Here is a 26175-nt window from a genome sequence, read left to right on the forward strand (position 1 = left end):
TTTCAGACGTGACGAACTTCAACAATCTCGTACTCGATTACGCCACCTGGCGTCTTTACAGCCACCACATCACCCTCTTCCTTGGCAATCAAGGCACGGGCCAGCGGGGAACCGACAGAGATTTTGCCGAGTTTGAAGTCAGCTTCGTCTTCACCAACGATGTGGTAGACCACGCTTTCGTCAGTTTCAACGTTGGCGATTTCCACTGTGGTGCCGAAGATCACCTTGCCCGTCTTCGGAATGGTGGTCACGTCGATGACCACCGAGTTTTGCAAGCGGCCTTCGATGTCACGGATCCGCGCCTCGACCATACCTTGCTGCTCGCGGGCAGCGTGGTATTCGGCGTTTTCCTTCAGGTCACCCAGTTCGCGGGCCGTACCGATGTCCTGGCTCAGCTTCGGACGGACGACCTTGGTCAGATGGGCGTGCTCCTCTTCCAGGGCCTTGAAGCCCTGGACGGTCATTGGGTATTTGGTCATGCCTTCAATCCTGCGTGTAGATCCTGCAAGCGACGCACGGTCTTTTCCGGACCGAACTTGAGCGCTTCACAGATGGCTTCGCCAGCAGCAATGGTGGTGGTGCAGTAGATCTTGTGCTGCAAGGCGTTACGACGAATGGAGTAGGAGTCCGCGATCGACTGGCGACCTTCGGTAGTGTTGATGATCAGGGTGACTTCGTCATTCTTGATCATGTCGACCACATGCGGACGGCCTTCCGTCACCTTGTTCACGCGACGCACTTTCAGGCCTGCAGCTTCGATCAGCTTGGCGGTCCCGGCGGTGGCCACGACTTCGAAGCCCAAGTTGATCAGATCACGGGCTACACCTGCAACCAGTGGCTTGTCGTCATCACGCACACTGATGAAGGCAGTACCGCCGGTCGGCAGCACTTCGCTGGCGCCCATCTGGGCCTTGGCGAAGGCTTCACCGAAGGTATCGCCCACACCCATGACTTCACCGGTGGACTTCATCTCTGGGCCCAGGATCGGGTCCACGCCAGGGAATTTGGCGAATGGGAACACCGCCTCTTTCACGCTGTAGAAGTTCGGAATGATTTCCTTGGTAAAGCCGATTTCCTTCAGGGTCTTACCGGCCATCACGCGCGCAGCGATCATGGCCAGGGAGACACCGATGCACTTGGAAACAAATGGCACGGTACGCGAAGCACGTGGGTTGACTTCGATGACGTAGATGTCTTCGCCTTGCAGCGCCAACTGTACGTTCATCAGGCCAACTACGCCCAGTTCCAGGGCCATTTTCTTGACCTGTTCGCGCATCTCGTCCTGGATGTGCGCTGGCAGCGAGTACGGTGGCAACGAGCAAGCCGAGTCACCGGAGTGAACGCCCGCCTGTTCGATGTGCTGCATGATCGCGCCAATCACCACGTCGGTACCGTCGCACACCGCGTCCACGTCCATCTCGATGGCGCAGTTGAGGAAGTGGTCCAGCAGCACCGGGCTGTCGTTGGACACTTTCACCGCATCGCGCAGGTAACGCTTGAGCTCTTCTTCTTCGTAGACGATTTCCATCGCACGACCGCCCAGCACGTAGGACGGACGCACCACCAGCGGGTAGCCGATCTTGCTGGCTGCGCGGATGGCTTCGTCTTCACTGCGCACAGTGGCGTTTGGCGGCTGACGCAGGTTCAGGCGCTCAACCATTTGCTGGAAGCGCTCGCGGTCTTCTGCACGGTCGATGGCGTCCGGGCTGGTACCGATGATCGGCACGCCGGCAGCTTCCAGGGCACGCGCCAGCTTCAGCGGGGTTTGGCCGCCGTACTGGACGATCACGCCTTTGGGCTTCTCGACGCGCACGATTTCCAGCACGTCTTCCAGGGTCACTGGTTCGAAGTACAGGCGATCGGAGGTGTCGTAGTCAGTGGAAACAGTTTCCGGGTTGCAGTTGACCATGATGGTCTCGTAGCCATCTTCGCGCAGGGCGAGAGCGGCGTGGACACAGCAGTAGTCGAACTCGATGCCCTGACCGATACGGTTCGGACCGCCACCCAGGATCATGATCTTGTCGCGACCCGACGGCGCGGCTTCGCACTCTTCCTCATAGGTGGAGTACAGGTACGCGGTGTCGGTGGAGAACTCGGCCGCGCAGGTGTCAACGCGCTTGTAGACCGGGAAGATCTCCAGCTTGTGGCGATGGGTACGCAGGTTCTTCTCGGTCACACCCAGCAGCTTGGCCAGGCGCTGGTCGGAGAAACCTTTGCGCTTGAGGCGGAACATCATGTCGCGGTCGATGCTGGCCAGACCCAGGGTCTTGACCTTCTCTTCTTCCTTGATCAGATCTTCGATCTGCACCAGGAACCACGGGTCGATCATGTTCATGCCGAAGATGTCTTCGACGGTCATGCCGGCGCGGAAGGCGTCCGCCACGTACCAGATACGCTCGGCGCCCGGCACGGTCAGCTCACGCTTGAGCACGCTCATGCTTTCCGGGTTGCTCAGGTCGAGCTTCTCGTCCAGGCCACAAACGCCCACTTCCAGGCCGCGCAGGGCTTTCTGCAGGGATTCCTGGAAGGTGCGGCCGATAGCCATGACCTCGCCGACAGACTTCATCTGAGTGGTCAGGCGGGCGTCAGCCTTGGCGAATTTTTCGAAGGCAAAACGTGGCAGTTTGGTCACAACGTAGTCGATGGAAGGCTCGAAGGACGCCGGGGTCTTGCCGCCGGTGATGTCGTTCGACAGCTCGTCCAGGGTGTAACCCACGGCCAGCTTGGCCGCGACCTTGGCGATCGGGAAGCCGGTAGCTTTCGAAGCCAGGGCCGACGAACGGGATACACGCGGGTTCATCTCGATAACGACCATACGGCCAGTGTTCGGGCAGATACCGAATTGAACGTTGGAGCCACCGGTTTCCACGCCGATCTCGCGCAGTACCGCCAGGGAGGCGTTACGCAGGATCTGGTATTCCTTGTCGGTCAGGGTCTGTGCTGGAGCCACAGTGATCGAGTCACCGGTGTGCACGCCCATCGGGTCAAAGTTTTCGATGGAGCAGACGATGATGCAGTTGTCCTTCTTATCGCGGACAACCTCCATCTCGTATTCTTTCCAGCCGATCAGGGATTCGTCGATCAGCAGCTCTTTGGTCGGCGACAGGTCCAGGCCACGGGCGCAGATCTCTTCGAACTCTTCACGGTTGTACGCGATACCACCACCGGTGCCGCCCATGGTGAAGGACGGACGGATGATGCACGGGAAGCCCAGGGTCTCGAGGACCGCATTGGCTTCTTCCATGCTGTGGGCGATACCGGAACGCGGGCAGGCCAGGCCGATGGACTTCATGGCCTTGTCGAAGCGCGAGCGGTCTTCAGCCTTGTCGATGGTGTCGGCATTGGCGCCAATCATCTCTACGCCGAACTTTTCCAGGACGCCTTCGCGCTCCAGGTCCAGGGCGCAGTTCAGAGCGGTCTGGCCGCCCATGGTCGGCAGCAGCGCGTCCGGACGCTCCTTCTCGATGATCTTGGCAACGGTCTGCCATTTGATCGGTTCGATGTAGGTGGCGTCGGCCATGGCCGGGTCGGTCATGATGGTGGCCGGGTTGGAGTTCACCAGGATGACGCGGTAGCCCTCCTCGCGCAGGGCTTTGCAGGCCTGGGCGCCGGAGTAGTCGAATTCGCAGGCCTGGCCGATCACGATCGGGCCAGCGCCGAGAATCAGGATGCTTTTTATGTCTGTACGTTTTGGCATGGGTTTGTCACTCAAATCCGCAGGTCAGTCGGCAAGCCGTCTTGAACAATCTTTGAAGAGCCTGCGGGGGCCACCGACACTCGGGGCCGCCCGCAAGCCGCTCAGTCAGCGTCGCTTGGCCATCTCATTGATGAAACGGTCGAACAGCGGCGCTACGTCGTTCGGGCCCGGGCTGGCTTCAGGGTGGCCCTGGAAGCTGAACGCGCTCTTGTCGGTGCGCTCGATGCCCTGCAGGGAACCGTCGAACAGCGACTTGTGAATGGCACGCACGTTGCTCGGCAGGGTGGCTTCATCTACCGCAAAACCGTGGTTCTGGCTGGTGATCATCACAACGCCGGTATCCAGGTCTTGTACCGGGTGGTTGGCGCCATGGTGGCCGTGCCCCATTTTCAGGGTCTTGGCGCCGGAGGCCAGGGCCAGCAGCTGGTGACCGAGGCAGATACCGAACACCGGAATCTCGGTTTCCAGCACTTCCTTGATCGCCTGGATGGCGTAGTCGCATGGCTCAGGGTCACCCGGGCCGTTGGACAGGAACACGCCGTCCGGTTGCAGGGCGAGCACGTCGCTGGCCGGGGTTTGCGCCGGCACCACGGTCACACGGCAACCGCGCTCGACCAGCATGCGCAGGATGTTGTACTTCACACCGTAGTCGTAAGCGACCACGTGGTAAGGCAGTTCAGCGGCGTCGATGGTCGCATGGCTGTCGGTCTTCAAGTCCCAGACCGTGGAGCGCCATTCGTACTTCTCTTTGACGCTGACGACTTTCGCCAGGTCCATGCCCTTCAGGCCAGGGAAGCCTTGGGCTGCGGCAATCGCCGCCTCTTCGGAAATATTGTCACCGACCATGATGCAGCCGTTCTGCGAGCCTTTCTCACGCAGGATGCGCGTTAGGCGGCGCGTATCGATACCAGCGATCGCCACAACGTTGTTGGCTTTCAGGTAATCGGACAGCGACATCGTGTTACGCCAGTTGCTCGCAACCAGGGGCAGGTCACGAATCACCAGACCGGCCGACCAGACACGATCAGACTCGACGTCTTCCGGTGTAGTACCGGTGTTGCCGATGTGCGGATAGGTCAGGGTAACGATCTGTTGGGCGTAGGAAGGATCGGTAAGGATTTCCTGATAGCCGGTCATGGCAGTGTTAAACACTACCTCTCCAACGGTCTGACCGTCGGCTCCAATGGCTTCGCCGCGAAAAATGCTGCCATCAGCAAGGGCGAGTATGGCTGGCTTAGTCAAGAAGACCTCCCGTAAATAAAGCCTGAAAGGGCGATCGCAGGTTGTAAAAAAGCGGAGTGACGTATGGACACGTCACCCCGCTTCTTCACTGAATTATTCTGCGCGCTTTTAGTGGACACACTAAAGCTGTAGCTTACAGAAAAAGGCTTTTTTGGTCCACCGCTAATGAGCCTTAAAGGCAGGGGAATGCGACAGGACGTCGCTTAGCGGGTAAAAACGGGGCCTAAGCATAAGCTTGAGCCCCCTTTTTTGCTACTGATTAGTGCAGATCAAGCACATCGCGCATGTCGTACAGGCCAGGCTCGCGCGCCTCCAACCAGAGCGCAGCACGCACCGCACCCTTGGCAAACGTCATGCGACTGGACGCTTTGTGCGTGATTTCCAGGCGCTCGCCTTCAGTGGCAAACAACACGGTGTGATCACCCACTACATCGCCACCACGCACGGTTGCAAAACCGATGGTGTCGCGCGCACGCGCACCAGTGTGGCCTTCACGTCCGTACACCGCCACTTTCGACAAATCGCGACCCAACGCATCGGCAATCGCTTCGCCCATGCGCAGTGCCGTGCCAGACGGCGCATCGATCTTGTGGCGGTGATGGGTCTCGATGATTTCGATATCCGCTTCATCCCCGAGCACACGGGCGGCCAGATCAAGCAGCTTGAGCGACAGGTTCACACCCACGCTGAAGTTGGCCGCGAAGACGATAGGAATATCCTTGCCCGCCTCCACCAGCAACTGCTTCTGCTCAACCGTCAAACCGGTGGTGCCGATCACCATCGCCTTGCCCGCCTTGCGGCAGAACGCCAGGTTTTTCAGCATCACGTCCGGCAGGGTGAAGTCGATCAGCACGTCGAACTCGTCAGCTACCTGCTCCAGGTTGCCGGACAACGAAACGCCGATGCGCCCCAGCGAAGCCAACTCACCGGCATCCGCACCGATCAACGTGCTGCCCGGACGAACGATCGCCGCAGTCAGCCCGGAGGCCGGCGAGCGCTGCTGCACCGCCTCGACCAGTGTCTTGCCCATGCGCCCGGCAGCGCCCATTACGGCTATACGTCGCATACTCAATTCCTTACAGATCGCCGAAGAAACGCTTCACGCCATCGAAAAAGCCCGCGGTTTTCGGCGAGTGAGAGTCGTCACCCTCCATCGAGCTGCGGAACTCCTCAAGCAGTTCGCGCTGACGGCGATTCAGGTTGACCGGAGTCTCTACCGCCACACGGCACATCAGGTCACCAGCACCGCCGCCACGCACCGGCGCAACGCCCTTGCCACGAATACGGAACTGCTTGCCGGTCTGCGTACCCTCAGGGATCTTGAGCTTGACCCGACCGTCGAGAGTTGGAATCTCAAGCTCGCCACCCAGCGCCGCATCGACAAAGCTGATCGGCACTTCGCAGAACAAGTGCTTACCGTCACGCTGGAAGATCGAGTGCTCGCGCACATTGATCACCACGTACAGGTCCCCCGTAGGACCACCTTGAGTCCCCGCCTCGCCCTCGCCCGACAGGCGAATACGATCACCGGTATCCACACCCGCCGGCACTTTTACCGAAAGGGTTTTGTACTCTTCGACACGACCTTCGCCGTGGCAGGAATCGCACGGGTCGGAAATGATCTTGCCCTGACCATGGCAACGCGGGCAGGTCTGCTGCACCGAGAAGAAGCCCTGCTGCATGCGGACCTGGCCAATACCACCACAGGTCGGGCAGGTGATCGGCGAAGAGCCCTTCTTGGCGCCCGAACCGTCGCACGGCTTGCAGTTGACCAGCGTCGGCACACGGATATTGACGCTGGTGCCGCGCACGGCTTCTTCCAGGTTCAACTCCAGGGTGTAGCGCAAGTCGCTGCCACGCTGGGCGCCGCCACGCTGACCACCCCGGCCACCGCCGAAGAAGTCGCTGAATACGTCGCCGAAGATATCGGAGAAGTTCTGACCACCAAAACCGGCACCGCCGCCACCCATGCTCGGGTCGACGCCGGCATGGCCATACTGGTCGTACGCCGCACGCTTGTTGGGATCAGACAGACATTCGTAGGCCTCATTGGCCTCTTTGAACATTTCTTCGGATTCTTTGCTATCCGGATTACGGTCCGGGTGATGCTTCATCGCCAGGCGACGGTAGGCCTTCTTCAGGTCCGCCTCGCTGGAGCCGCGCTCCACACCCAATACTTCGTAATAGTCACGCTTTGCCATAAGTCTTTGCACTCTTAAGGACGTTCAGCCAGACCCTCCTGAGCCTTGCCAAACTCGTTGAGCCCCAATACAGGCCCGGACCCAACTCACGTCAATTCAACGATCCTGGTCATTACTACTTTTAGCCAGGTACCCGGCCAAAAATGCGGTATTTACTGCTCGGAAAGCAGGAGCATTCCCGATCACACCGCCAGCATCCGAACACTGTCGCATGCTGTAAAAATTCGCATACCCCAGACACGCCAACGCGGGAGCAAGCTCCCGCGCGGCGACATCCTACCAGTCACCGCTTGATAGCGGTCAACCGGGTGACCAACTTACTTCTGGTCTTTGACTTCTTCGAACTCGGCGTCGACAACATCGTCGTGCTTGGCTTCAGGCTCTGCGTGCTGTGCAGCACCGTCAGCCGGCTGGCCTTGTTCGGCGTACATTTTCTGAGCCACTGGCGCAGAGACTTTCGACAGCTCTTCGATCTTGGCTTCGATAGCCGCCTTGTCGTCGCCTTTTACAGCGGCTTCCAGGGCAACTACAGCAGTTTCGATGGCAGCCTTCTCTTCAGCAGTCACTTTATCGCCAGCATCAGCGACCATTTTGCGTGTCGAGTGAACCAGTGCGTCACCCTGGTTACGGGCGCCAGCCAGCTCGGCAAACTTGGCATCCGCATCAGCGTTGGCTTCAGCATCACGGATCATCTGTTGAATTTCTTCATCAGACAGACCGGAGTTGGCCTTGATGGTGATCTTCTGCTCTTTGCCAGTGGCCTTGTCTTTCGCGCCAACGTGCAGGATGCCGTTGGCATCGATGTCGAAGGTCACTTCAATTTGTGGCACGCCACGTGGTGCTGGTGGAATCTCGGCCAGGTCGAACTTGCCCAGGGACTTGTTCTGAGCCGCCTGCTTACGCTCACCTTGCAGCACGTGGATGGTCACGGCGCCCTGGTTGTCATCGGCAGTCGAGAACACTTGGGATTTCTTGGTAGGAATCGTGGTGTTTTTCTCGATCAGCGCAGTCATCACGCCGCCCATGGTTTCGATACCCAGGGTCAGCGGGCTGACGTCCAGCAGCAGCACGTCTTTGACGTCGCCGGCCAATACCGCACCCTGGATGGCAGCACCCATGGCAACTGCTTCGTCCGGGTTCACGTCTTTACGTGCTTCTTTACCGAAGAACTCGGTAACTTTCTGTTGAACCAGTGGCATACGGGTCTGACCGCCCACCAGGATCACATCGTTGATCGCGCCAACGTCGATACCGGCGTCTTTCAAAGCGATGCGGCAAGGTTCGATGGTGCGCTGAACCAGGTCTTCAACCAGTGCTTCCAACTTGGCGCGAGAGATCTTCACGTTCAAGTGTTTAGGACCGGTGGCATCTGCAGTGATGTACGGCAGGTTTACGTCGGTCGACATGCTCGAGGACAGTTCGATCTTGGCTTTCTCAGCAGCTTCTTTCAGGCGCTGCATGGCCAGCGGGTCACCCTTGAGGTTCATGCCGCTTTCTTTCTTGAATTCGTCAACGAGGTAGTCGATCAGACGAATGTCAAAGTCTTCACCACCCAGGAAGGTGTCGCCGTTGGTGGCCAACACTTCGAACTGGTGCTCGCCGTCAACTTCAGCGATCTCGATGACCGACACGTCGAAAGTACCGCCACCCAGGTCATAAACGATCACAGTGTGGTCGCCTTTGGCCTTGTCCATACCGTAAGCCAGAGCGGCTGCGGTTGGCTCGTTGATGATACGTTTTACGTCCAGGCCCGCAATGCGGCCGGCGTCTTTGGTCGCCTGACGCTGGCTGTCGTTGAAGTAGGCCGGAACGGTGATCACCGCTTCGGTCACTGTTTCGCCGAGGTAGTCTTCGGCTGTCTTCTTCATCTTTTTCAAGACTTCAGCCGAGATCTGCGGTGCAGACATCTTGTTGCCATTTACTTCAACCCAGGCGTCACCGTTGTCAGCCTTGGCGATTTTGTAAGGCACCATCTTGATGTCTTTCTGTACGACTTCTTCGTCGAACTTACGACCGATCAGACGTTTTACCGCGTACAGCGTGTTGTGCGGGTTGGTGACAGCCTGACGCTTGGCCGACTGACCAACCAGAATCTCGCCATCATTTGCGTAAGCAATGATCGACGGCGTGGTACGCGCGCCTTCGGCGTTCTCGATAACTTTGGCTTGGCCGTTTTCCATGACGGAGACGCAGGAGTTGGTAGTCCCCAGGTCGATACCGATAATTTTGCCCATGATTTACTCTCCCGAAACTTGAATTTGGTTGCCGCAGCAGTGGTGGCTAACTGCGGTAGCACTTAAACGCTTGACTTATAGATGGGGGCTTTACAGCGTATTTCAAGCCTGCTCATCAATAGAAGGCGAAACCGGTGCAGGCGCCTTGCTCACCACGACCATCGCCGGGCGCAGCAGGCGACCGTTGAGCAGGTAGCCCTTCTGGAACACTTTCAGCACGCTGTTAGGCTCCAGGTCATGGCTTTCCTGCATGGCCATGGCTTGGTGATGCTCAGCGTTGAACGGTTCGCCGCCGGCTGGATCGATGGCTTCCAACTGATAACGCTTCAGGGTGTCCTGGAACATTTTCAGGGTCAGCTCGATCCCTTCGCGCATCGGGCGGATATTTTCGTCGTCCGGGTTGGACAACTCGAGACCACGCTCCAGGCTGTCGATGATCGGCAGCAAGTCACTGGCGAATTTTTCCAGCGCGAACTTGTGAGCCTTTTCTACATCCTGCTCGGCACGGCGGCGGACGTTCTGCAGATCGGCGGCAACACGCAAAGACTGATCCTGCGCAGCAGCCAATTGCTCTTCGAGCACTTGCACACGCGTTGCCAGCTCATCGCCGACAGCCGAATTGGCGTCTGGAGTTTGCGTATCCTGCGTCTGTTCGTCAGCCATAGTTTTCTCCTTTCAAAATCATGCGCGAACTCAACTCGCGCTTCTGTTCCGGTATATGGGGCCACAATTTCCAGGTTCAAGGGCTCAGGCGTTACCAAAAGTCTTTCCCATGATCGGGATCAATTCCTGCCTCCCAATTCCGCATTGCGCTAAAAAACACGCTCATTCAAGCAAATCGAGCTAAGCGCCAGGATTGTCAGCCACGAACAAAACACTGTATAAATAACCAGACCTAAAGCCTGGGAGCGCCCGTCATGCTCGTGCACCTGTCCGTACATAATTACGCCATCGTTGAACATCTGGATCTCGAACTGGATCGCGGGATGAGCGTAATCACAGGCGAAACCGGCGCCGGCAAGTCGATCATGCTCGATGCCCTGGGCCTCACCCTGGGTGATCGCGCCGACAGCGGCGTGGTGCGCCCCGGCGCAGACAAGGCCGATATCCTGGCCACCTTCGACCTGGCCGATATTCCCGAGGCCGAAACCTGGTTGACCGAACGCGACCTTAATAATGAAGGTCCGTGCATCCTGCGACGGGTTATCACGGCGGAAGGTCGCTCTCGCGGCTATATCAACGGTACGCCCTGCCCACTGGGCGACTTGAAAGCCCTGGGCGAGTTGCTTATCGATATCCACAGCCAGCATGAGCACCAGTCACTGCTGAAAACCGACACCCATCGCCGCCTGCTCGATGAATATGCCGGCGCCACAGACCTTGCCCGCCAGGTGCAACTTGCCGCCCAGCGCTGGCGCCAGACGCGCCAGGAACTGGAGCGACTCTCCAACTCCGGCGATGAACAACGTGCTCGTCACCAGTTGCTCAGCTATCAACTCGAAGAGCTGGAGAGCCTGGGCCTGGGCGAGACCGAACTGGAGCAGCTTGAGCAGGAACACAAGAACCTCACCAACGCGGAAACCTTGCTGGGCATTTGTCGCCAGGTGGTAGAGCAATGTAGTGAAAGCGACTCAGGCAACGTGCTCAATGCACTGACTGCCAGCCTCAATCGCTTGTCGAGCGTGAACAATGCCTCCGGCTCACTGAGCGAAGCGACGACACTGCTCACCAGTGCACAGATTCAGGTGGAGGAAGCGGTCGGTGAACTGAATCGATTCCTGGATCACTTCGATGCCGATCCTGCACGCCTGCAGGAAATAGAAGAGCGCCTGGACACCATCTATACCCTGGCGCGCAAGCATCGAATCCAGCCTACCGAAGTGGCGACAATGCAGCAAAAGCTGCTGGATGAAATCGAGACCCTGAATGCGAATGACGAGTCCATCGAACGGCTGGGCGAGGAACTCGCCTCGTTCGCTCGTCATTACCAAGAGAAAGCGCGCGAACTGAGCGACCTGCGCCAACAAGCCGCGACCGGCCTGGCCAGCGCAGTAGAGCTGGAGATCCAACGCCTGGGCATGCCGGGCGGGCGCTTCACTATTGAACTGCGCGCCAACGCCAGCAACGAGCTGCAACCCCACGGCCTGGAACAGGTTGAACTGCTGGTAAGCGCCAACCCTGGACAGCCGCTCAAGGCGTTGGCAAAAGTGGCATCCGGCGGCGAGCTCTCGCGGATCAGCCTGGCGATCCAGGTGATTACCGCGCAAACCTCACGGGTGCCGACACTGGTATTTGATGAAGTGGACGTGGGCATTGGTGGGCCGACAGCAGAAATTGTTGGCCAACTGTTGCGACGCCTGGGGGATAGAGGCCAGGTACTGACGGTCACTCACTTGCCGCAAGTGGCGGCCCAAGGGCATCAACACCTGTTTGTGCACAAGGTACGCGGCAGTGATGCAACGCACACAGCCGTGTCCAAGTTGAACAAGTCGGAACGCGTGGAAGAAGTGGCGCGCATGCTCGGCGGTATTGATTTGACCAAGGAGTCGTTGGCGCACGCGAAGAAAATGGTCGTGGCGGCAAAGGCCTGAGCGAACAACTTTCCTTCTTATAGAAAGCACGAAGGCGACCCTGAGGTCGCCTTCGATCGTTTTGCAGCGTAAATCTGCAGCGCTTGTTACTTTTTCTTACGGATGTACAGGACCAGATTATGGTCAACCAGATCGAAGCCATGCTCTTCAGCAATCTTATGCTGCAGCGCTTCAATCTCGGGGCTGGTGAACTCGATAACCTCATTGGTATCCAGGTCAACCATGTGGTCGTGATGACCACCGTCAGCCAATTCGAACACTGCATGACCGCCGTCGAAATTATGACGAACCACCAGCCCTGCGGCTTCAAACTGGGTCAGCACACGGTAAACCGTGGCCAGGCCAACGTCCTCGTTAGACTCCATCAGTGCCTTGTAGACGTCCTCGGCACTCATGTGGCGCTGCTCAGCAGAATCGAGCATTTGTAGAATCTTGACTCGTGGCAGAGTCACTTTGAGACCGGCTTTGCGTAGTTCGCTATTTTCAACCATGGTTAGCTTTCTCGCGGATGCTGCTTCGCAGCTTCTCTTAATACGGGTATGATCGGCGTTTACGTTGTCCCAGCCAAGATAGTGGAAGTCGCCCACCGATGCAAAACACCAAGCTCTTGCTAACCAGTTTCACCTTTGTGGGACTGCTCGCACTCGCCGGTTGTTCATTCCCCGGGGTTTACAAAATCGACATCCAGCAGGGCAATGTCGTCACGCAGGACATGATAGACCAGTTACGCCCCGGAATGACCCGACGGCAAGTACGGTTTATCATGGGTAACCCCCTGCTGACCGACACTTTCCATGCCGATCGCTGGGATTATCTCTACAGCCTGCAACCAGGTGGCGGTGAACGCCAGCAGGAGCGCGTCAGTGTCATCTTCAATGGCAATGACCAGCTTGTCAGCCTGTCCGGCGACTTCATGCCCGGTGTAAGCCGTGATGAAGCACTGCTTGGCAAGGATAACGGCAACAACGTGACTGCGCCTGCGCAGGAAGCTGAGAAACCGAAGTCCGAAGTACCGGCCAAGCCTGGCTCCTTGCTCGACAAGATCCAGAAAGACGTCGACGGCGTGGAAACAGTGCCCGTCCCGACGCCACAGCCTCTGGACACCAGCCCGCAGTAAGTTTGCGGCGCTCAACAAAAAGCCCGGCATGCCGGGCTTTTTGCTGCCTGTCATTTGACTGGCCTATGAATTCTGCTGCTTGGCCAGGGCCGCCTTTGCCGCGCGAAGCCGGCGCACCTCTTTCGGGTCCGCCAGCAACGGCCGGTAAATCTCAATACGGTCACCAGCCTGCACAGCGCGCGTATCGGCATCCGCAACCACCTTGCCGAATATCCCCAAAGGGCAACCCGCCAAATCCAGCTCGGGAAATTGCACTGCAATACCCGACGCCTGCACCGCAGCACGCAGCTGGGTGCCCGCTGGCACCGTCACCGCCAGCAACACCTGGCGATCCTCGGCGGCATACACCACTTCGATCTCAACCATGCAGTTGCTTGGCTCGCTGACAAAATGCATCCACCAGGGTATTGGCGGCCTGGTTGAACAACGGCCCCAACGTCGCCCGCACAATAGGCCCGGCGTAATCAAAAGAAAGATCCAGGCTGATTTTGCAGGCCTTATCCGTCAGCGCCTTGAACACCCATACGCCATGCAACTGGGTAAATGGCCCTTCCTGCAAATTCATTTCGATGGACGTTCCGGGCACCAGCACATTACGCGTAACAAAATGCTGACTAAGGCCACCCTTCGCAACCCCGACACTGGCGACCATGTGCTCATCACTGCTTTCCAGCACCTCGGCCGTTGAGCACCACGGCAGGAATTCCGGGTAACGCGCCACGTCGTTGACCAGGTCATAGAGCGCCTGTGCCGGATAGGGCAGCAGCGCCGAACGTTGAATATGCGTCGTCATGTGTGCGTTATTTCCACAGCTGAGGCAAACATCGCGAAAAAACAGCCCGATCCGCGAAAGAAAAAATCCAGAGAACTGCCCGCATTGTCCGGGATTCGTCCAACACGCTCAAGCACGCAGGTTGACCGTAGCCGACACGCTCGCAACTCCCTATAATGCCGCCCCTATGGCTAAACAAAAGAAACACCCCACAGGGACCATCGCGCAAAACAAAAAGGCGCGACACGATTACTTCATCGAACATCGGTTCGAGGCTGGTCTGGTCCTGGCCGGCTGGGAAGTAAAGAGTCTGCGTGCCAGCAAGCTGCAACTGGTCGACAGTTATGTGCTGCTCAAGGATGGCGAGGCGTGGCTGCTCGGCAGTCATATCACCCCGCTGACCACCGCGAGCACCCACGTGATCGCCGACCCGGTGCGTACGCGCAAGCTGCTGCTCAATGCCCGCGAGCTGGAAAAGCTCGCAGCCGCTGTACAGCAGAAGGGCTATGCTTGCGTCTGCCTGTCCTGGTATTGGAGCAAGCACCTGGTCAAGTGCGAAATTGCACTGGGCAAGGGCAAGAAGGAATACGACAAGCGTGATTCCGAGCGCGAACGTGATTCCAACCGCGAGCTGCATCGCGCCGTGCGCAACAAGGGCAAGGAAGAATAATCCTTGCTGCGATGCAGCCGTGGGCGCGCCCCTCGGCTACATCCCCTTGCGCCGCTCCGCACGCGCCACGCGCTGAACTTCCTGACGCACTTCCTCCAACACTTCCTGCACATACAGCAAGTGACGTGTTGAAACCTCACGCGCCTGCTCGGCGCGACCTTCGATAATTGCCAGGTACAAATCCCGATGCTGACTGATCAGCATGTCGCGGGTTTCCGTACGCTGCTGGTACATGCCACCAATGTTGGTCACCACGTTACGTTTGAGCAGGTCGAACAGACCGCGAATGGTGTGCAGCAACACGGCGTTATGGCTGGCTTCGGCGATCGCCAAATGAAAACTCGCATCGGCTGCGCCCTCTTCCGCCCGGCTCACTTCATCCGAGCGGGTATAGCAATCCTGTAGCGCCTCAAAGGCCGCCGTCAGCCGTTCGCGGTCGACTTCGGTGGCACGCAACGCGGCGTAATAGGCACAAGAGGCTTCGAGGGTCTGACGAAATTCCAGCAGATCACGCTGTGCCTCGGGATTGTTCTCCAGCAGGTGCAGCAGCGGATCACTGAACGTGGAGCCCAGGGACTCAGCCACATAATTGCCCCCGCCTTGGCGACTGACCAGCAAACCTTTGGCCGCCAACTTCTGGATCGCCTCGCGCAAGGAAGGCCGCGACACCCCGAACTGCTCAGCCAAAGCGCGCTCGGCCGGCAAGCGCTCGCCCGACTTCAGCGTGCCCTCAAGGATCATGCCCTCAAGCTGCTCGACAATATCGTCAGACAAACGGCGCTGACGCACCTGATCAAACCCCATCACTCACTCTCCACCATCCCGACCACTCGCCAGGGCCTCTATTCTGGCCTATCGCAGCGCTTGCAGCACCTATCAGAACGCCTTCCTTTCAACCGATCAGAACACCCTGCACAGCGACCTACGACCAAAGTTTCGCAGGCGGCAAATTGACACGCCCCTGGCAAGGCTTTTACTCTAGCCAACAGCGATTGTAAATTGGTATTACCAATTATCCAAGCTGACCAAACAACAACAATCAGGGGCCACCCCATATGCAAACCTGGCAACAGCTCTACAGCCCGCTCGGCAGCCTCGGCCTGTCCGCATTGGCGGCCGTCATTCCGATCGTATTCTTCTTCCTGGCCCTGGCCGTGTTTCGCCTCAAAGGCCACGTGGCCGGCAGCATCACCCTGGCATTGTCGATTCTGGTCGCGATCTTCGCCTTCCAGATGCCGGTGGACATGGCGCTGGCCGCCGCCGGTTATGGCTTTGCATACGGGTTATGGCCTATCGCGTGGATCATCGTCGCCGCGGTGTTCCTCTACAAACTCACGGTAAAAAGCGGCCAGTTCGAGATCATCCGCAGTTCGGTCCTGTCGATTACCGACGACCAACGCCTGCAAGTGCTGCTGATCGGCTTCTGCTTCGGTGCCTTCCTGGAAGGTGCGGCCGGTTTCGGCGCCCCCGTGGCGATCACTGCCGCATTATTGGTCGGTCTGGGCTTCAACCCGCTGTACGCCGCCGGCCTGTGCCTGATCGCCAACACCGCGCCTGTCGCATTCGGCGCCCTGGGAATCCCGATCATCGTTGCCGGGCAAGTCACTGGCATCGACGCGTTCAAGATCGGCGCCATGACTGGCCGCCAATTGCCTCTGCTGTCGCTGTTCGTGCCGTTCTGGCTGGTGTTCATGATGGACGGCCTGCGCGGCGTGCGTGAAACCTGGCCGGCCGCGCTGGTCGCGGGCTTGGGCTTTGCCATCACCCAGTACTTCACCTCCAACTTCATCGGCCCGGAACTGCCGGACATCACCTCGGCCCTGGCCAGCCTGATTTCCCTGACCCTGTTCCTGAAAGTCTGGCAGCCCAAGCGCACTGCGGGCGCACAGATTGCCGGCGCCACTTCCAGCGCTGCGGTCACTGCGAGCGCAGGCGGTTTCGGCCTGCCGCGCAACACGATTGTCTCGCCCTACAGCCTGGTGCAGATTTTCAAGGCCTGGTCGCCGTTCCTGATTCTCACCGTACTGGTCACCATTTGGACCCTCAAGCCGTTCAAAGCAATGTTCGCCGCCGGTGGCTCGATGTACAGCTGGGTGTTCAACTTCGCGATCCCGCACCTGGATCAACTGGTGATCAAGGTCGCCCCGATCGTGACCAACCCCACCGCGATCCCGGCAGTGTTCAAGCTTGACCCGATTTCCGCGACCGGTACCGCGATTTTTTTCTCCGCGCTGATCTCGATGCTGGTACTTAAAATCGACATCAAGACTGGTCTTACCACTTTAAAAGAGACCTTCTACGAACTGCGCTGGCCGATCCTTTCCATCGGCATGGTGCTGGCCTTCGCCTTCGTCACCAACTACTCCGGCATGTCTTCGACCATGGCGCTGGTATTGGCTGGCACCGGTGCAGCCTTCCCATTCTTCTCACCTTTCCTCGGCTGGCTGGGGGTTTTCCTGACAGGTTCCGACACATCGTCCAACGCCCTGTTCAGCTCGCTGCAAGCCACCACTGCGCATCAGATCGGGGTGAACGACACCCTGCTGGTTGCCGCGAATACCAGCGGCGGCGTCACCGGCAAAATGATCTCGCCTCAATCTATCGCCGTGGCCTGCGCCGCCACCGGCCTGGTGGGCAAGGAATCCGACCTGTTCCGCTTCACCCTCAAGCACAGCCTGTTCTTCGCCACCATCGTCGGACTGATCACCCTGGCCCAGGCCTACTGGTTCACCGGTATGCTGGTGCACTGAGACCTGCACGCTATAGGGTAAGAATCGACGCCGGACAACGGTTCCGGCGTCAGCTATTTCTGGAGGACCGATGAGCCTGCCTGCTGCTTTCCTGCGCGACGCCGCACAACTGATCCCGAAAGATCGACGCTTCGACGACCCACTTTCCACCCTCGCTTTCGGCACCGACGCCAGTTTTTACCGACTGATCCCACAGTTAGTGATCCGCGTGGAGTCGGAAGACGAAGTCGTCGCGCTGCTGCAACTGGCTCAACGCGACCATGTGCCGGTGACCTTCCGCGCCGCCGGTACCAGCCTGTCCGGGCAAGCCATCAGTGACTCGGTCCTGATCGTCCTGGGTGACAACTGGAACGGCCGCGAAATCCGTGGGCAGGGCACTCAAATCCGCCTGCAGCCTGGTGTCATCGGCGCTCAGGCGAATGCGTGGCTGGCGCCATTCGGGCGCAAGATCGGACCGGACCCGGCGTCGATCAACGCCTGCAAAATCGGCGGTATCGTCGCCAACAATGCCAGCGGCATGTGCTGCGGCACCGCGCAGAACACCTACCACACACTGGCCGGGATACGCCTGGTATTGGCTGACGGCAGCCGCCTGGATACCGAAGACGCAGCCAGTGTGACGGCGTTTTGTGAACAGCACGGGACGCTGCTTGAACGCCTGGCGACACTGGGTCGTGAGACCCGCGCCAACGCTGAACTGGCGGCAAAAATTCGCCACAAATACCGTCTGAAAAATACCACCGGGCTGTCACTCAATGCCCTGGTGGATTTCGATGAGCCGCTGGATATCCTCAGTCATCTGCTGGTGGGCTCCGAGGGTACCCTTGGGTTTATCAGCGCCGTCACCTACGACACCGTGATCGATCACCCGAACAAAGCGTCGGCGCTGATTGTGTTTCCGGATGTCGAAACCTGCTGCAACGCAGTCACCGTCCTCAAAACCCAACCGGTCTCGGCCGTCGAACTGCTGGACCGGCGCAGCATGCGCTCGGTACAGGACAAGCCGGGCATGCCCGCTTTCGTACAGCAACTATCGGAAAATGCCTGCGCCCTGTTGATCGAATCCCGTGCGGCGTCGTCGTCCCTGCTGCACGAGCAACTGGCCCTCATCATGGCCTCACTGGCCCCATTTCCGGTAGAGAAGCAGGTCGACTTCACCGAGGACCCGACAGAGAACGCTCGCCTGTGGGCGATCCGTAAAGACACCTTCCCTGCCGTCGGCGCCGTGCGCAAGACCGGCACCACCGTGATCATTGAGGACGTGACCTTCCCGGTTGAGCAACTGGCAATCGGCGTCAATCGCTTGATCAAGCTGTTCGACAAACATCACTACGACGAAGCGATACTTTTCGGACATGCACTGGAAGGTAATCTGCACTTCGTGTTCACCCAAGGCTTCAACAGCGCGGAAGAAGTCACGCGCTACCAAGCGTTCATGGACGACGTGGCGCAATTGGTGGCAGTGGAGCTTGGTGGCTCGCTGAAAGCCGAACACGGCACAGGGCGCAATATGGCACCGTTTGTCGAGCTGGAATGGGGCAGCGACGCCTATCAACTGATGTGGCAACTCAAGCGCCTGATGGACCCCAACGGCATTCTCAACCCGGACGTGGTGCTCAGCGAAGACCCGCAAATCCACCTCAAGCACCTCAAGCCACTGCCCGCCGCCGACGAGCTTGTGGATAAGTGCATCGAATGCGGCTTCTGCGAACCGGTATGCCCGTCGAAAGGCCTGACCTTGAGCCCGCGCCAACGCATCGTGATCTGGCGCGATATCCAGGCGAAAAAACGCGCCGGTATCGACACCTCTGAGCTGGAAGCCGCCTATCAATACCAAGGCATCGACACCTGCGCCGCGACCGGGCTTTGCGCCCAGCGCTGCCCTGTAGGAATCAATACCGGCGACCTAGTGAAGAAACTGCGCAGCCGTGACGCCGACCGTACGAAAACAGCCGAATGGCTCGCCACGCATTTCGCCACCGCGCTGCAAGGCGCGCGTTTTACCCTGCATGTGGCCAATGGAGCACGCATGCTGCTCGGCGCACCGCGCCTGGCAAAGCTATCGGCCAGCATGACCAAGCTGTCCAAGGGGCAGATTCCGCAGTGGACCAACGCCATGCCGCAGCCGGAGAAAGCCATTCGCTTCAGCCCGGCGGTGACGGACGAGCGACCCCGGGTGGTCTACCTGGCGGCCTGCGTCTCACGCGCCATGGGCCCGGCGGCGGGCGATAAAGAGCAGATGTCGCTGTACGACAAAACCCGCAACCTGTTGGAAAAAGCCGGTTACCAAGTCGTATTTCCCGACAACCAGGACAACCTCTGCTGCGGCCAGCCGTTCGCCTCCAAAGGTTACGCCGAACAGGCCGAGCACAAGCGCCAGGAACTGATCGGCGCACTGCTCCACGCCAGCCGTGGCGGGCTCGACCCGATCTACTGTGACACCAGCCCCTGCACCCTGCGCCTGGTGCAAGACCTGGGCGAAACGCGCCTGGATCTGTACGACCCCGTGCGTTTTATCCGTACACACCTGATGGACCGCCTCGACTTCACCCCCCAGGAAGCGCCGATCGCCGTGCACGTCACCTGCAGTACCCAGCACCTGGGCGAGAGCCAGGCGCTGATCGACCTGGCCCGACGCTGCTCCAACACCGTAGTCATCCCGGAAGGCATTCATTGCTGCGGCTTTGCCGGCGACAAAGGCTTCACCACGCCGGAACTCAACGCCCACTCACTGCGCACCCTCAAGGATGCAGTGCAATATTGCAGCGAAGGCATCTCCACCAGCCGCACCTGCGAGATCGGCCTGAGCCAGCATGGCGGCATTGATTATCACGGGTTGGTCTACTTGGTTGACCGCGTCACCCAAGCCCGCGTCCATTAATACTGCGAAAAAAACAGAACCCTCGCGCGCCGGCGTAGTCATCTGCATAGGCCTCGACAATCGAGGTTCATCAGTGATGTCGCTGGCAGCCGTTGAACGCCAGCAGCGTCGAGCCCTTTTGCGCAAGGAGATACCCTATGAAGCGTTCCGCTCTTGCTGGCTTGTTCATTACCGCTGCGATGCTGGCTTCCCCCGTGTTCGCTGCGGGCGAACCAGATCTGTGCAAAATCAATCTGGACAAAATCAACAACGGTAAGGCCCTGCTCGCCACCGACACCAGTGGTAAAAGCGGCGAGATAGACACTGCCGTCTCCCAGGCCAAAGCAGCTCACGCCGCCGGCGATGACAAAAAGTGCATCGAGATCACCTCGAAGGCGCTGCAAGACCTGCAGAACAGCGAAAAAGGCGGCCAATAGGTTGCTCAGTCACAGAAGGCCAACCTTCGGGTTGGCCTTCCGTGAGCGTTTGGCGTACACTGCATAGGCTTGTCACTCACTAAGAAACAACGAGTTACAAGCACGGGGCCGTTTAGGATTCGACGCCGGTCGCGAAACTTTAGGTGCATGCCGAGTTGGTAACAGAACTCGTAAATCCACTGTTGCAACTTCTTATAGTTGCCAATGACGAAAACTACGGCCAGGAATTCGCTCTCGCTGCGTAAGCAGCCTTAGCCCTGAGCTTCTGGTACCTTCGGGTCCAGCAATCACCAGGGGATGTCTGTAAACCCAAAGTGATTGTCATATAGAACAGAATCGCCGTGCAGTACGTTGTGGACGAAGCGGCTAAAACTTACACAACTCGCCCAAAGCACCCTGCCCTTCGGGTCGCTGAGGGTTAACTTAATAGAAACGGCTACGCATGTAGTACCGACAGCGGAGTACTGGCGGACGGGGGTTCAAATCCCCCCGGCTCCACCAAATAATCATCTAAAGACGTCCACGGACGTCTTTTTTTGTGCCTGAAACCCAGTAAATATGGGGCTTTCAGCGCTATCAGCGTCCACGGACGTCCAAGAGTAGCCACGCCTTATGGCATTCCAAATGGCATTCCAAGCCCAATAGTGCTAATTTTTGGAATGCCAACCCCACCCTGGAATGCCAATGTGCGCACAAGCGGTTCGCCTCTCTGAACTCAAAATCAAATCTGCCAAGCCTGCTGAAAAGGACTACGTCCTGTTCGACGGCGGCGGACTTCAAATGCGAGTGAGAAGTAATGGCTCTAAGCTATGGAACTTCAACTATCGACATCCCGTGACGAAGAAGCGGATCAACATGGGCCTCGGTACCTTCCCAGAAGTCTCGCTAGCGCAGGCACGAAAGGGCTCCATTGCAGCGAGGGAAATACTCGCCCAAGGCCTTGATCCCAAAGAACAGCGAGTTGCAGTGCTGCAAGCAAAGCAAGCTGAAACTGAGCACACATTCCAGAATGTCGCGACGTCCTGGTATGAGCTGAAGAAGGATGCAGTGACGCCAGCTTATGCCGAGGACATCTGGCGTTCGTTGACGCTGCACGTTTTTCCGGATTTAGCCGCCACACCGATTTCAGCCATCAGCGCACCACAAGTCATCAACCTCCTTCGACCGCTCGAAACCAAAGGTAGCCTTGAAACAGTTAAACGGCTGTCACAGCGACTCAACGAAATCATGACCTTCGGAGTCAACTCGGGATTTATTCACGCAAACCCTCTCAGCGGGATTCGCTCCGTCTTCAAGAAGCCAAAAAAGAAGAACATGGCTGCACTTGCTCCCGATGAGCTGAAAGAGCTCATGGTGGCAATTGCCAATGCCAGCATAAAAAGAACTACGCGCTGCCTTATCGAATGGCAGCTCAACACCATGACCCGCCCAGCTGAAGCTGCCACCACCCGCTGGGCTGACATCGACTTCGAAAAGAAGATCTGGACGATTCCAGCGGAACGCATGAAAAAACGCCGGATACACATTATTCCGCTCACGGAGCAAGCTTTGGCGCTGCTAGATGCGATCAAACCCTGGAGTGGAAACCGAGAGTACGTTTTTCCGGCAGACCGAGACCCACGCACCCACTGCAACAGCCAGACTGCCAACATGGCGCTAAAGCGGATGGGATTCGAAGGGCGCTTGGTAAGTCATGGAATGCGCTCAATGGCGAGCACCATCCTCAACGAGCAAGGCTGGGATTCTGAGTTGATAGAGGTCGCACTTGCCCACGTCGATAAAGACGAAGTACGCAGCGCCTATAACCGAGCAGACTACATTGAGCGCAGACGTCCGATGATGGCCTGGTGGAGCGACCACATCCAGGAAGCTGCTACCGGCAACCTGTCTGTATCTGCTATCAGAGAGAATCGAGATAAAAAAGTCGTTTCGATACGATGACTCAAAGGCGACTTCTGACCCAATGCTGCCGTTAGCAAACGGCAGCAATCGGCTCAGCGTTTTTACACACTCTGAGCCAGAAGCTCACACTCAGCCGAGCAAAAGCTAAGCTGGCTCAGTATGCGCGTATCAATAGAGAGAACTACTAGCGATAAATTGATAACTTCCAGCCCTCCTGATGCGAAACCCACTGAGCTAGATGACAGTGGTCACGCGTTCCGCGTTTGAAACCAGATTGAATAGAGAAACTTGGAGACGCTTAGTGGAAAACACGTTGGGAAAAATTTGCGAATTGCAGCCCAAGTACTCATCAACCAACACACACGAAATGCAAGAGCGTGGACACCTTATTCGTTCAGTGCTTGCGGGGGAGTTACGCTCCCGTTTACCAGTTCTACAGAAGGCATTTGACATTGTCTTTGATGATCTTGCTGTCGAGGGCTCGGATGGTATCGGCCGAAAGACAGAAGCCCCGTGGGTACGCATTTTTTCTAGAGCAATGTCACCTAACGCGCGAGAAGGGTTCTATCTGGTAATTCACTTTGCAGCTAACGGCTCTGCTGTTTTCATCACAGTAGGGTGTGGGAGCACGATCTGGCGCGGGGGCGATCTTCAGCCTGTATCTGATGATGAACTTAGTACACGAACCTCATGGGCTCGCTTCATCGTTCAGCAAAAATGGAAGACGCTCAGCCCTTTTGATGACGAAATTTTCCTGGGTGCGAAAGCGCCACTCCCACGAACATTTGAGAAAGCCACAGCATTCGCGAAACGTATCGCAGTCTCAGACTTACCAACCGTCGATTTTAACCGTCTATTATTCAGAGCTGCAGAACGCCTCAGCGAAATTTATCTTGCTCAAATTGAGCACCGAGATGTATCTCCTGGCGACCAAGATGCTGGGGAAGTTGCCATAATTGCCAAGCCTCTTAGAAATATAGCAGGAAAGCAAGGGCGAGGTCTGACAGCAAAGGAACGGCAGGTAGTTGAACTTCAAGCTATGGCACTAGCGATACAATATCTGGCTGCAAAGGGCTTTGAGTCGCGGGATACTTCAGCAACGGACTCATTTGACATTCTTGCAAAGAAAGCTAGTGAGGAGCTTATGCTCGAGGTAAAGGGCACGACCAGTGACCTCTGTGATTCGGTACTAATGACAAAGAACGAAGTAAATCTCCATCGAAAATATAAAGGATCCACAGGCCTACTTATCGTCTCAAAAATTAGACTTTCTCGTGATGGTGGCGAACCAAAAGCTACTGGCGGCGAAGTTGAGGCTCTACTCTACTGGGATATTGATGAGTGGATTTCGGAACCAATAGCGTTTCAGGTGTCGCGAAAGGCCAACTACTAGGCCGACCCTATCCGAATAAGTTCCAAACAAACATGAACGGAGCTCGGCCAACATAGACATTGCGGCGGTCACTTTGGGTCGGAAGCTGCCATTCGCGCCCCCAACAGCCCTAAGGTTTAACATGAGAGGCTCAAGCTGGCCGGGCGAGTCCTCTCGATGGAGGCTGATAGATCAATGCACCTAGGGTTGCCAGTGCTCTTCAATTTGCCACAAGGGACTATTGCTGGCAATGCTGCGAAGACTGTGAATAAGTCGTTCATATTGCGTGCGGTCTAACTTTTGCCACTTGTACTGCTTGCTCAAGTTCGTTCCCTTCAATGAGTCTATTGTTTGAAGAAGAATACTATCGATGGGGGGATGAATTTGCCTGGCAAGTGCGCAGTTTTGGCTGCTGTGAAGGACCCAGGCGCCTTTCAGATAAACTGAGATCAACTTTGCCAAAACACCGAAGCTGACTTTCTTCTGATGCTCTGTCTTTAGAAAAGCGATAGCTCGCTCGACCCAATTGTAAAATAACGTATCAAACTGTTCCGCCGTCGGAGCTGGCGCGGGCTTCTGGTTCAGGTACTCAATGGCGCCGCTATGTTGGAGGGCGCCCAGAAGCTCCTTCCGTGGGGCCTTCGCGGAACCCGCCTGTGCCGCACGACAGGCCGCCCATGAGTAGAAATGTTTCTGAGCGACCGCAAGTGAGTATGTCATGTAGAGCTCTAACGTTTGGTTGAGGGGCTGACCTTAGCCGGTCCAGCGGGAGCGAAACGAGCGGCTTGAACCAGTTTTAGGTACCGCCCTTGATGATTGCAACTACGATGGCTGCACCGGCGCCGGTTGCAGCGACCAGCATAGGAATAATGAATCGCCAACGCACTGAAGGAGATCTCTCGCGATCATAAAGGTAAAGAGGTGTCTACGAAACCCGAGGCGATTCACACGCGCTTCAGCTTCCGGGCAGAAGCTACCGCTCAGAACATCCCCTAAGTTGAAGCCGATTCATTCGACAAATTTTTCATATGCACGCTTTTCACACAGAGCTTCCCATGTCTTCTGTGGAATTAATTTACTCGACCAACCATAGTACCCCCAAGTTTTTGCAATATCTTTCTGCCAGCACTCATCACACATTAACGAATGAAAATGAACGTCGTTATTTATGATATCTTGATAAATAGCATGCAGACTTTGCGGATTATTGCAATAGCATCTAAATTTTTTATCTCTTTTACGCTCATGAAGCGGCCCCACGAGTCGCTCGTATATTTTTGGATGGCACTTCTTGAGGCGTTGATTTACCGAATCCAGAACATCATCTCTACACTTATTTATAGCGTTTTCACGTAGGTTCAGTAGGCTCTGCTCCGAGTCATATCTTCCTTGATTGATTCTAGAAACAATACCACTCATACATGACTCCCATGCGATGAAAAACGTTTGCCAGGGCGGGATTTAGCCACATCAATACGATTAAAGTGAGTTATGCGACTTTCTCGACATGTGAGATCTCGCCGACGTTAACGACAACCTCAAACTCACCGGACTGGTTAGAAAAGTACACATATTTCTTTGAAACCTCGGCTTTCAAAACCACTCTTTCGTTTTTGTTAAACCAAGGCTCACCTACGTAATGTGTAAACGCAAAAAGATAGGCTATCTCTTTACATGTAGTCCATGACTGCCCATAGCTAAATTAGTTGTACTCGGCAATATCTGTGCCTCTGTATAGAGTAACCAGACTTGGTAGCTCACTAATATCGTTCGGCATTAATTCCTCATCAAGAATTACCTTGGGATGCCAATCCTCATTTTCTTGGCGCGTAAACAATTGATGAAGTCCATTATAGGCAAAGGAGGAAAATGCATGTCTCAATGATTCAAGAATCGATATTACCTCAGTGCCAGCAAGAGTTTCAGATAGCTCGGCGCTATAATTATTAATTTCTATTTGAGCCGGGCTCTGCCGACATGAGCCGCCGTCACAAATATAGCCAGATCTACTCTGAGCGCGAATTGAACATATGAAAAAAGAAATCGCAGACTCAAGGTGTTTCTTATATGGCAATAAAGCGACCTCACCAAACTTTGAGGCTATCGATTCGAGCGCAATTTTCATTTCTTTTGATATGAATTCCTGATCTTCTCTTGATAGCATGGTGGATTGCTCTTAGTTTTTGACCATTTGACTGGCACTGAGGGTCGGCCTCTGCCGATTACTTTAGTAAATGCGATTTTCGTTTTGGTTCTAACCGTCAAACTTATTCTTGAACGCCTTTACACAATTTCGGCCAAAAAGCCGAATCACCTTTACGATACTAGAC

22 protein-coding genes and 1 other RNA gene are annotated in these 26175 nt (G+C 56.8%); 9 read left to right on the plus strand and 14 right to left on the minus strand.

All coding sequences use genetic code 11. From position 1 onward, the window contains the following. Positions 1 to 2: 2 nt before the first annotated feature. The 7 genes from greA to grpE all read right to left on the minus strand — a co-directional run bounded on the left by greA (position 3) and on the right by grpE (position 10037). Positions 3 to 479 (minus strand): transcription elongation factor GreA, encoded by a 477-nt coding sequence (greA, locus tag BLR69_RS17010; RefSeq protein WP_003235048.1) that lies wholly within the window; start codon positions 477 to 479, stop codon positions 3 to 5. Then, positions 476 to 3697 (minus strand): carbamoyl-phosphate synthase large subunit, encoded by a 3222-nt coding sequence (gene carB, locus BLR69_RS17015; protein ID WP_010206612.1) that lies wholly within the window; start codon positions 3695 to 3697, stop codon positions 476 to 478. Before carB ends, greA begins: the two co-directional genes overlap by 4 nt. 105 nt (positions 3698 to 3802) lie before the next feature. Continuing rightward, positions 3803 to 4939, minus strand: a complete 1137-nt coding sequence (gene carA, locus BLR69_RS17020) for a glutamine-hydrolyzing carbamoyl-phosphate synthase small subunit (RefSeq protein ID WP_071493565.1) — start codon at positions 4937 to 4939, stop codon at positions 3803 to 3805. A 259-nt stretch (positions 4940 to 5198) separates the two neighbouring features. Beyond that, entirely contained in the window at positions 5199 to 6005 is an 807-nt protein-coding gene (gene dapB / locus BLR69_RS17025; RefSeq protein ID WP_071493566.1) for a 4-hydroxy-tetrahydrodipicolinate reductase, read from the minus strand. Between the two features lie 10 nt (positions 6006 to 6015). Beyond that, on the minus strand, positions 6016 to 7140 hold the full coding sequence (gene dnaJ / locus BLR69_RS17030) for a molecular chaperone DnaJ (RefSeq protein ID WP_016976814.1): 1125 nt from the start codon (positions 7138 to 7140) through the stop codon (positions 6016 to 6018). A 317-nt stretch (positions 7141 to 7457) separates the two neighbouring features. Further along, entirely contained in the window at positions 7458 to 9374 is a 1917-nt protein-coding gene (gene dnaK, locus BLR69_RS17035; RefSeq protein ID WP_071493567.1) for a molecular chaperone DnaK, read from the minus strand. Between the two features lie 102 nt (positions 9375 to 9476). Next, positions 9477 to 10037, minus strand: coding sequence for a nucleotide exchange factor GrpE (gene grpE, locus BLR69_RS17040; RefSeq protein WP_071493568.1), 561 nt, complete (start codon positions 10035 to 10037; stop codon positions 9477 to 9479). 254 nt (positions 10038 to 10291) lie between these two features. On the opposite strand from grpE, the gene recN reads away from it, so the two are divergent. After that, positions 10292 to 11965 carry a DNA repair protein RecN gene (gene recN, locus BLR69_RS17045; RefSeq protein ID WP_058427660.1) on the plus strand — a complete coding sequence of 558 codons (1674 nt, stop codon included), beginning with the start codon at positions 10292 to 10294 and terminating at the stop codon, positions 11963 to 11965. 86 nt (positions 11966 to 12051) lie between these two features. Here recN and fur read toward each other — a convergent pair whose 3' ends face one another. Further along, complete coding sequence (fur, locus tag BLR69_RS17050; protein ID WP_003194220.1) at positions 12052 to 12456, minus strand: ferric iron uptake transcriptional regulator; 405 nt, start codon at positions 12454 to 12456, stop codon at positions 12052 to 12054. A 98-nt stretch (positions 12457 to 12554) separates the two neighbouring features. Here fur and BLR69_RS17055 point away from each other — a divergent pair, with 98 nt between their 5' ends. Further along, the gene (locus tag BLR69_RS17055; RefSeq protein WP_071493569.1) at positions 12555 to 13082 is read left to right on the plus strand and encodes an outer membrane protein assembly factor BamE; all 528 of its coding nucleotides are present in this window, start codon (positions 12555 to 12557) and stop codon (positions 13080 to 13082) included. Positions 13083 to 13145: 63 nt separating this feature from the next. On the opposite strand, the gene BLR69_RS17060 is transcribed toward BLR69_RS17055, so the two are convergent. After that, complete coding sequence (locus tag BLR69_RS17060; protein ID WP_071493570.1) at positions 13146 to 13448, minus strand: RnfH family protein; 303 nt, start codon at positions 13446 to 13448, stop codon at positions 13146 to 13148. Further along, the gene (locus BLR69_RS17065; protein WP_071493571.1) at positions 13441 to 13875 is read right to left on the minus strand and encodes a type II toxin-antitoxin system RatA family toxin; all 435 of its coding nucleotides are present in this window, start codon (positions 13873 to 13875) and stop codon (positions 13441 to 13443) included. Before BLR69_RS17065 ends, BLR69_RS17060 begins: the two co-directional genes overlap by 8 nt. A 166-nt stretch (positions 13876 to 14041) precedes the next feature. On the opposite strand from BLR69_RS17065, the gene smpB reads away from it, so the two are divergent. Continuing rightward, on the plus strand, positions 14042 to 14524 hold the full coding sequence (gene smpB, locus BLR69_RS17070) for an SsrA-binding protein SmpB (RefSeq protein ID WP_058427663.1): 483 nt from the start codon (positions 14042 to 14044) through the stop codon (positions 14522 to 14524). Between the two features lie 36 nt (positions 14525 to 14560). On the opposite strand, the gene BLR69_RS17075 is transcribed toward smpB, so the two are convergent. Beyond that, the gene (locus BLR69_RS17075) at positions 14561 to 15328 is read right to left on the minus strand and encodes a GntR family transcriptional regulator (RefSeq protein WP_071493572.1); all 768 of its coding nucleotides are present in this window, start codon (positions 15326 to 15328) and stop codon (positions 14561 to 14563) included. 251 nt (positions 15329 to 15579) lie between these two features. Between BLR69_RS17075 and BLR69_RS17080 the strand changes: the two genes are divergently transcribed. The 6 genes from BLR69_RS17080 to BLR69_RS17105 all read left to right on the plus strand — a co-directional run bounded on the left by BLR69_RS17080 (position 15580) and on the right by BLR69_RS17105 (position 23866). Then, positions 15580 to 17274, plus strand: a complete 1695-nt coding sequence (locus BLR69_RS17080; protein ID WP_071493573.1) for a lactate permease LctP family transporter — start codon at positions 15580 to 15582, stop codon at positions 17272 to 17274. Positions 17275 to 17344: 70 nt separating this feature from the next. Beyond that, positions 17345 to 20155: an FAD-binding and (Fe-S)-binding domain-containing protein gene (locus BLR69_RS17085; RefSeq protein WP_071493574.1), complete on the plus strand. Its 2811-nt coding sequence runs from the start codon at positions 17345 to 17347 to the stop codon at positions 20153 to 20155. 137 nt (positions 20156 to 20292) lie between these two features. Beyond that, complete coding sequence (locus BLR69_RS17090) at positions 20293 to 20571, plus strand: hypothetical protein (RefSeq protein ID WP_010206635.1); 279 nt, start codon at positions 20293 to 20295, stop codon at positions 20569 to 20571. A gap of 104 nt (positions 20572 to 20675) precedes the next feature. Then, positions 20676 to 21072: a transfer-messenger RNA gene (ssrA, locus tag BLR69_RS17095) on the plus strand. A gap of 183 nt (positions 21073 to 21255) precedes the next feature. Then, a complete protein-coding gene (locus BLR69_RS17100) occupies positions 21256 to 22512 on the plus strand; it encodes an integrase domain-containing protein (RefSeq protein ID WP_071493575.1) in 1257 nt (418 codons plus the stop codon). Between the two features lie 262 nt (positions 22513 to 22774). After that, complete coding sequence (locus BLR69_RS17105; protein ID WP_071493576.1) at positions 22775 to 23866, plus strand: MrcB family domain-containing protein; 1092 nt, start codon at positions 22775 to 22777, stop codon at positions 23864 to 23866. 180 nt (positions 23867 to 24046) lie between these two features. Here BLR69_RS17105 and BLR69_RS17110 read toward each other — a convergent pair whose 3' ends face one another. From BLR69_RS17110 to BLR69_RS30790, 3 genes are all read right to left on the minus strand, one after another. Beyond that, positions 24047 to 24565: a hypothetical protein gene (locus BLR69_RS17110; RefSeq protein WP_071493577.1), complete on the minus strand. Its 519-nt coding sequence runs from the start codon at positions 24563 to 24565 to the stop codon at positions 24047 to 24049. 288 nt (positions 24566 to 24853) lie between these two features. Then, complete coding sequence (locus tag BLR69_RS17115; RefSeq protein ID WP_076955291.1) at positions 24854 to 25264, minus strand: hypothetical protein; 411 nt, start codon at positions 25262 to 25264, stop codon at positions 24854 to 24856. 283 nt (positions 25265 to 25547) lie between these two features. After that, positions 25548 to 26009, minus strand: coding sequence for a hypothetical protein (locus BLR69_RS30790; protein ID WP_134434994.1), 462 nt, complete (start codon positions 26007 to 26009; stop codon positions 25548 to 25550). Positions 26010 to 26175: the final 166 nt, after the last annotated feature.

Origin of the sequence: Pseudomonas azotoformans, from assembly GCF_900103345.1 — a bacterium.
Lineage (GTDB): Bacteria > Pseudomonadota > Gammaproteobacteria > Pseudomonadales > Pseudomonadaceae > Aquipseudomonas > Aquipseudomonas azotoformans.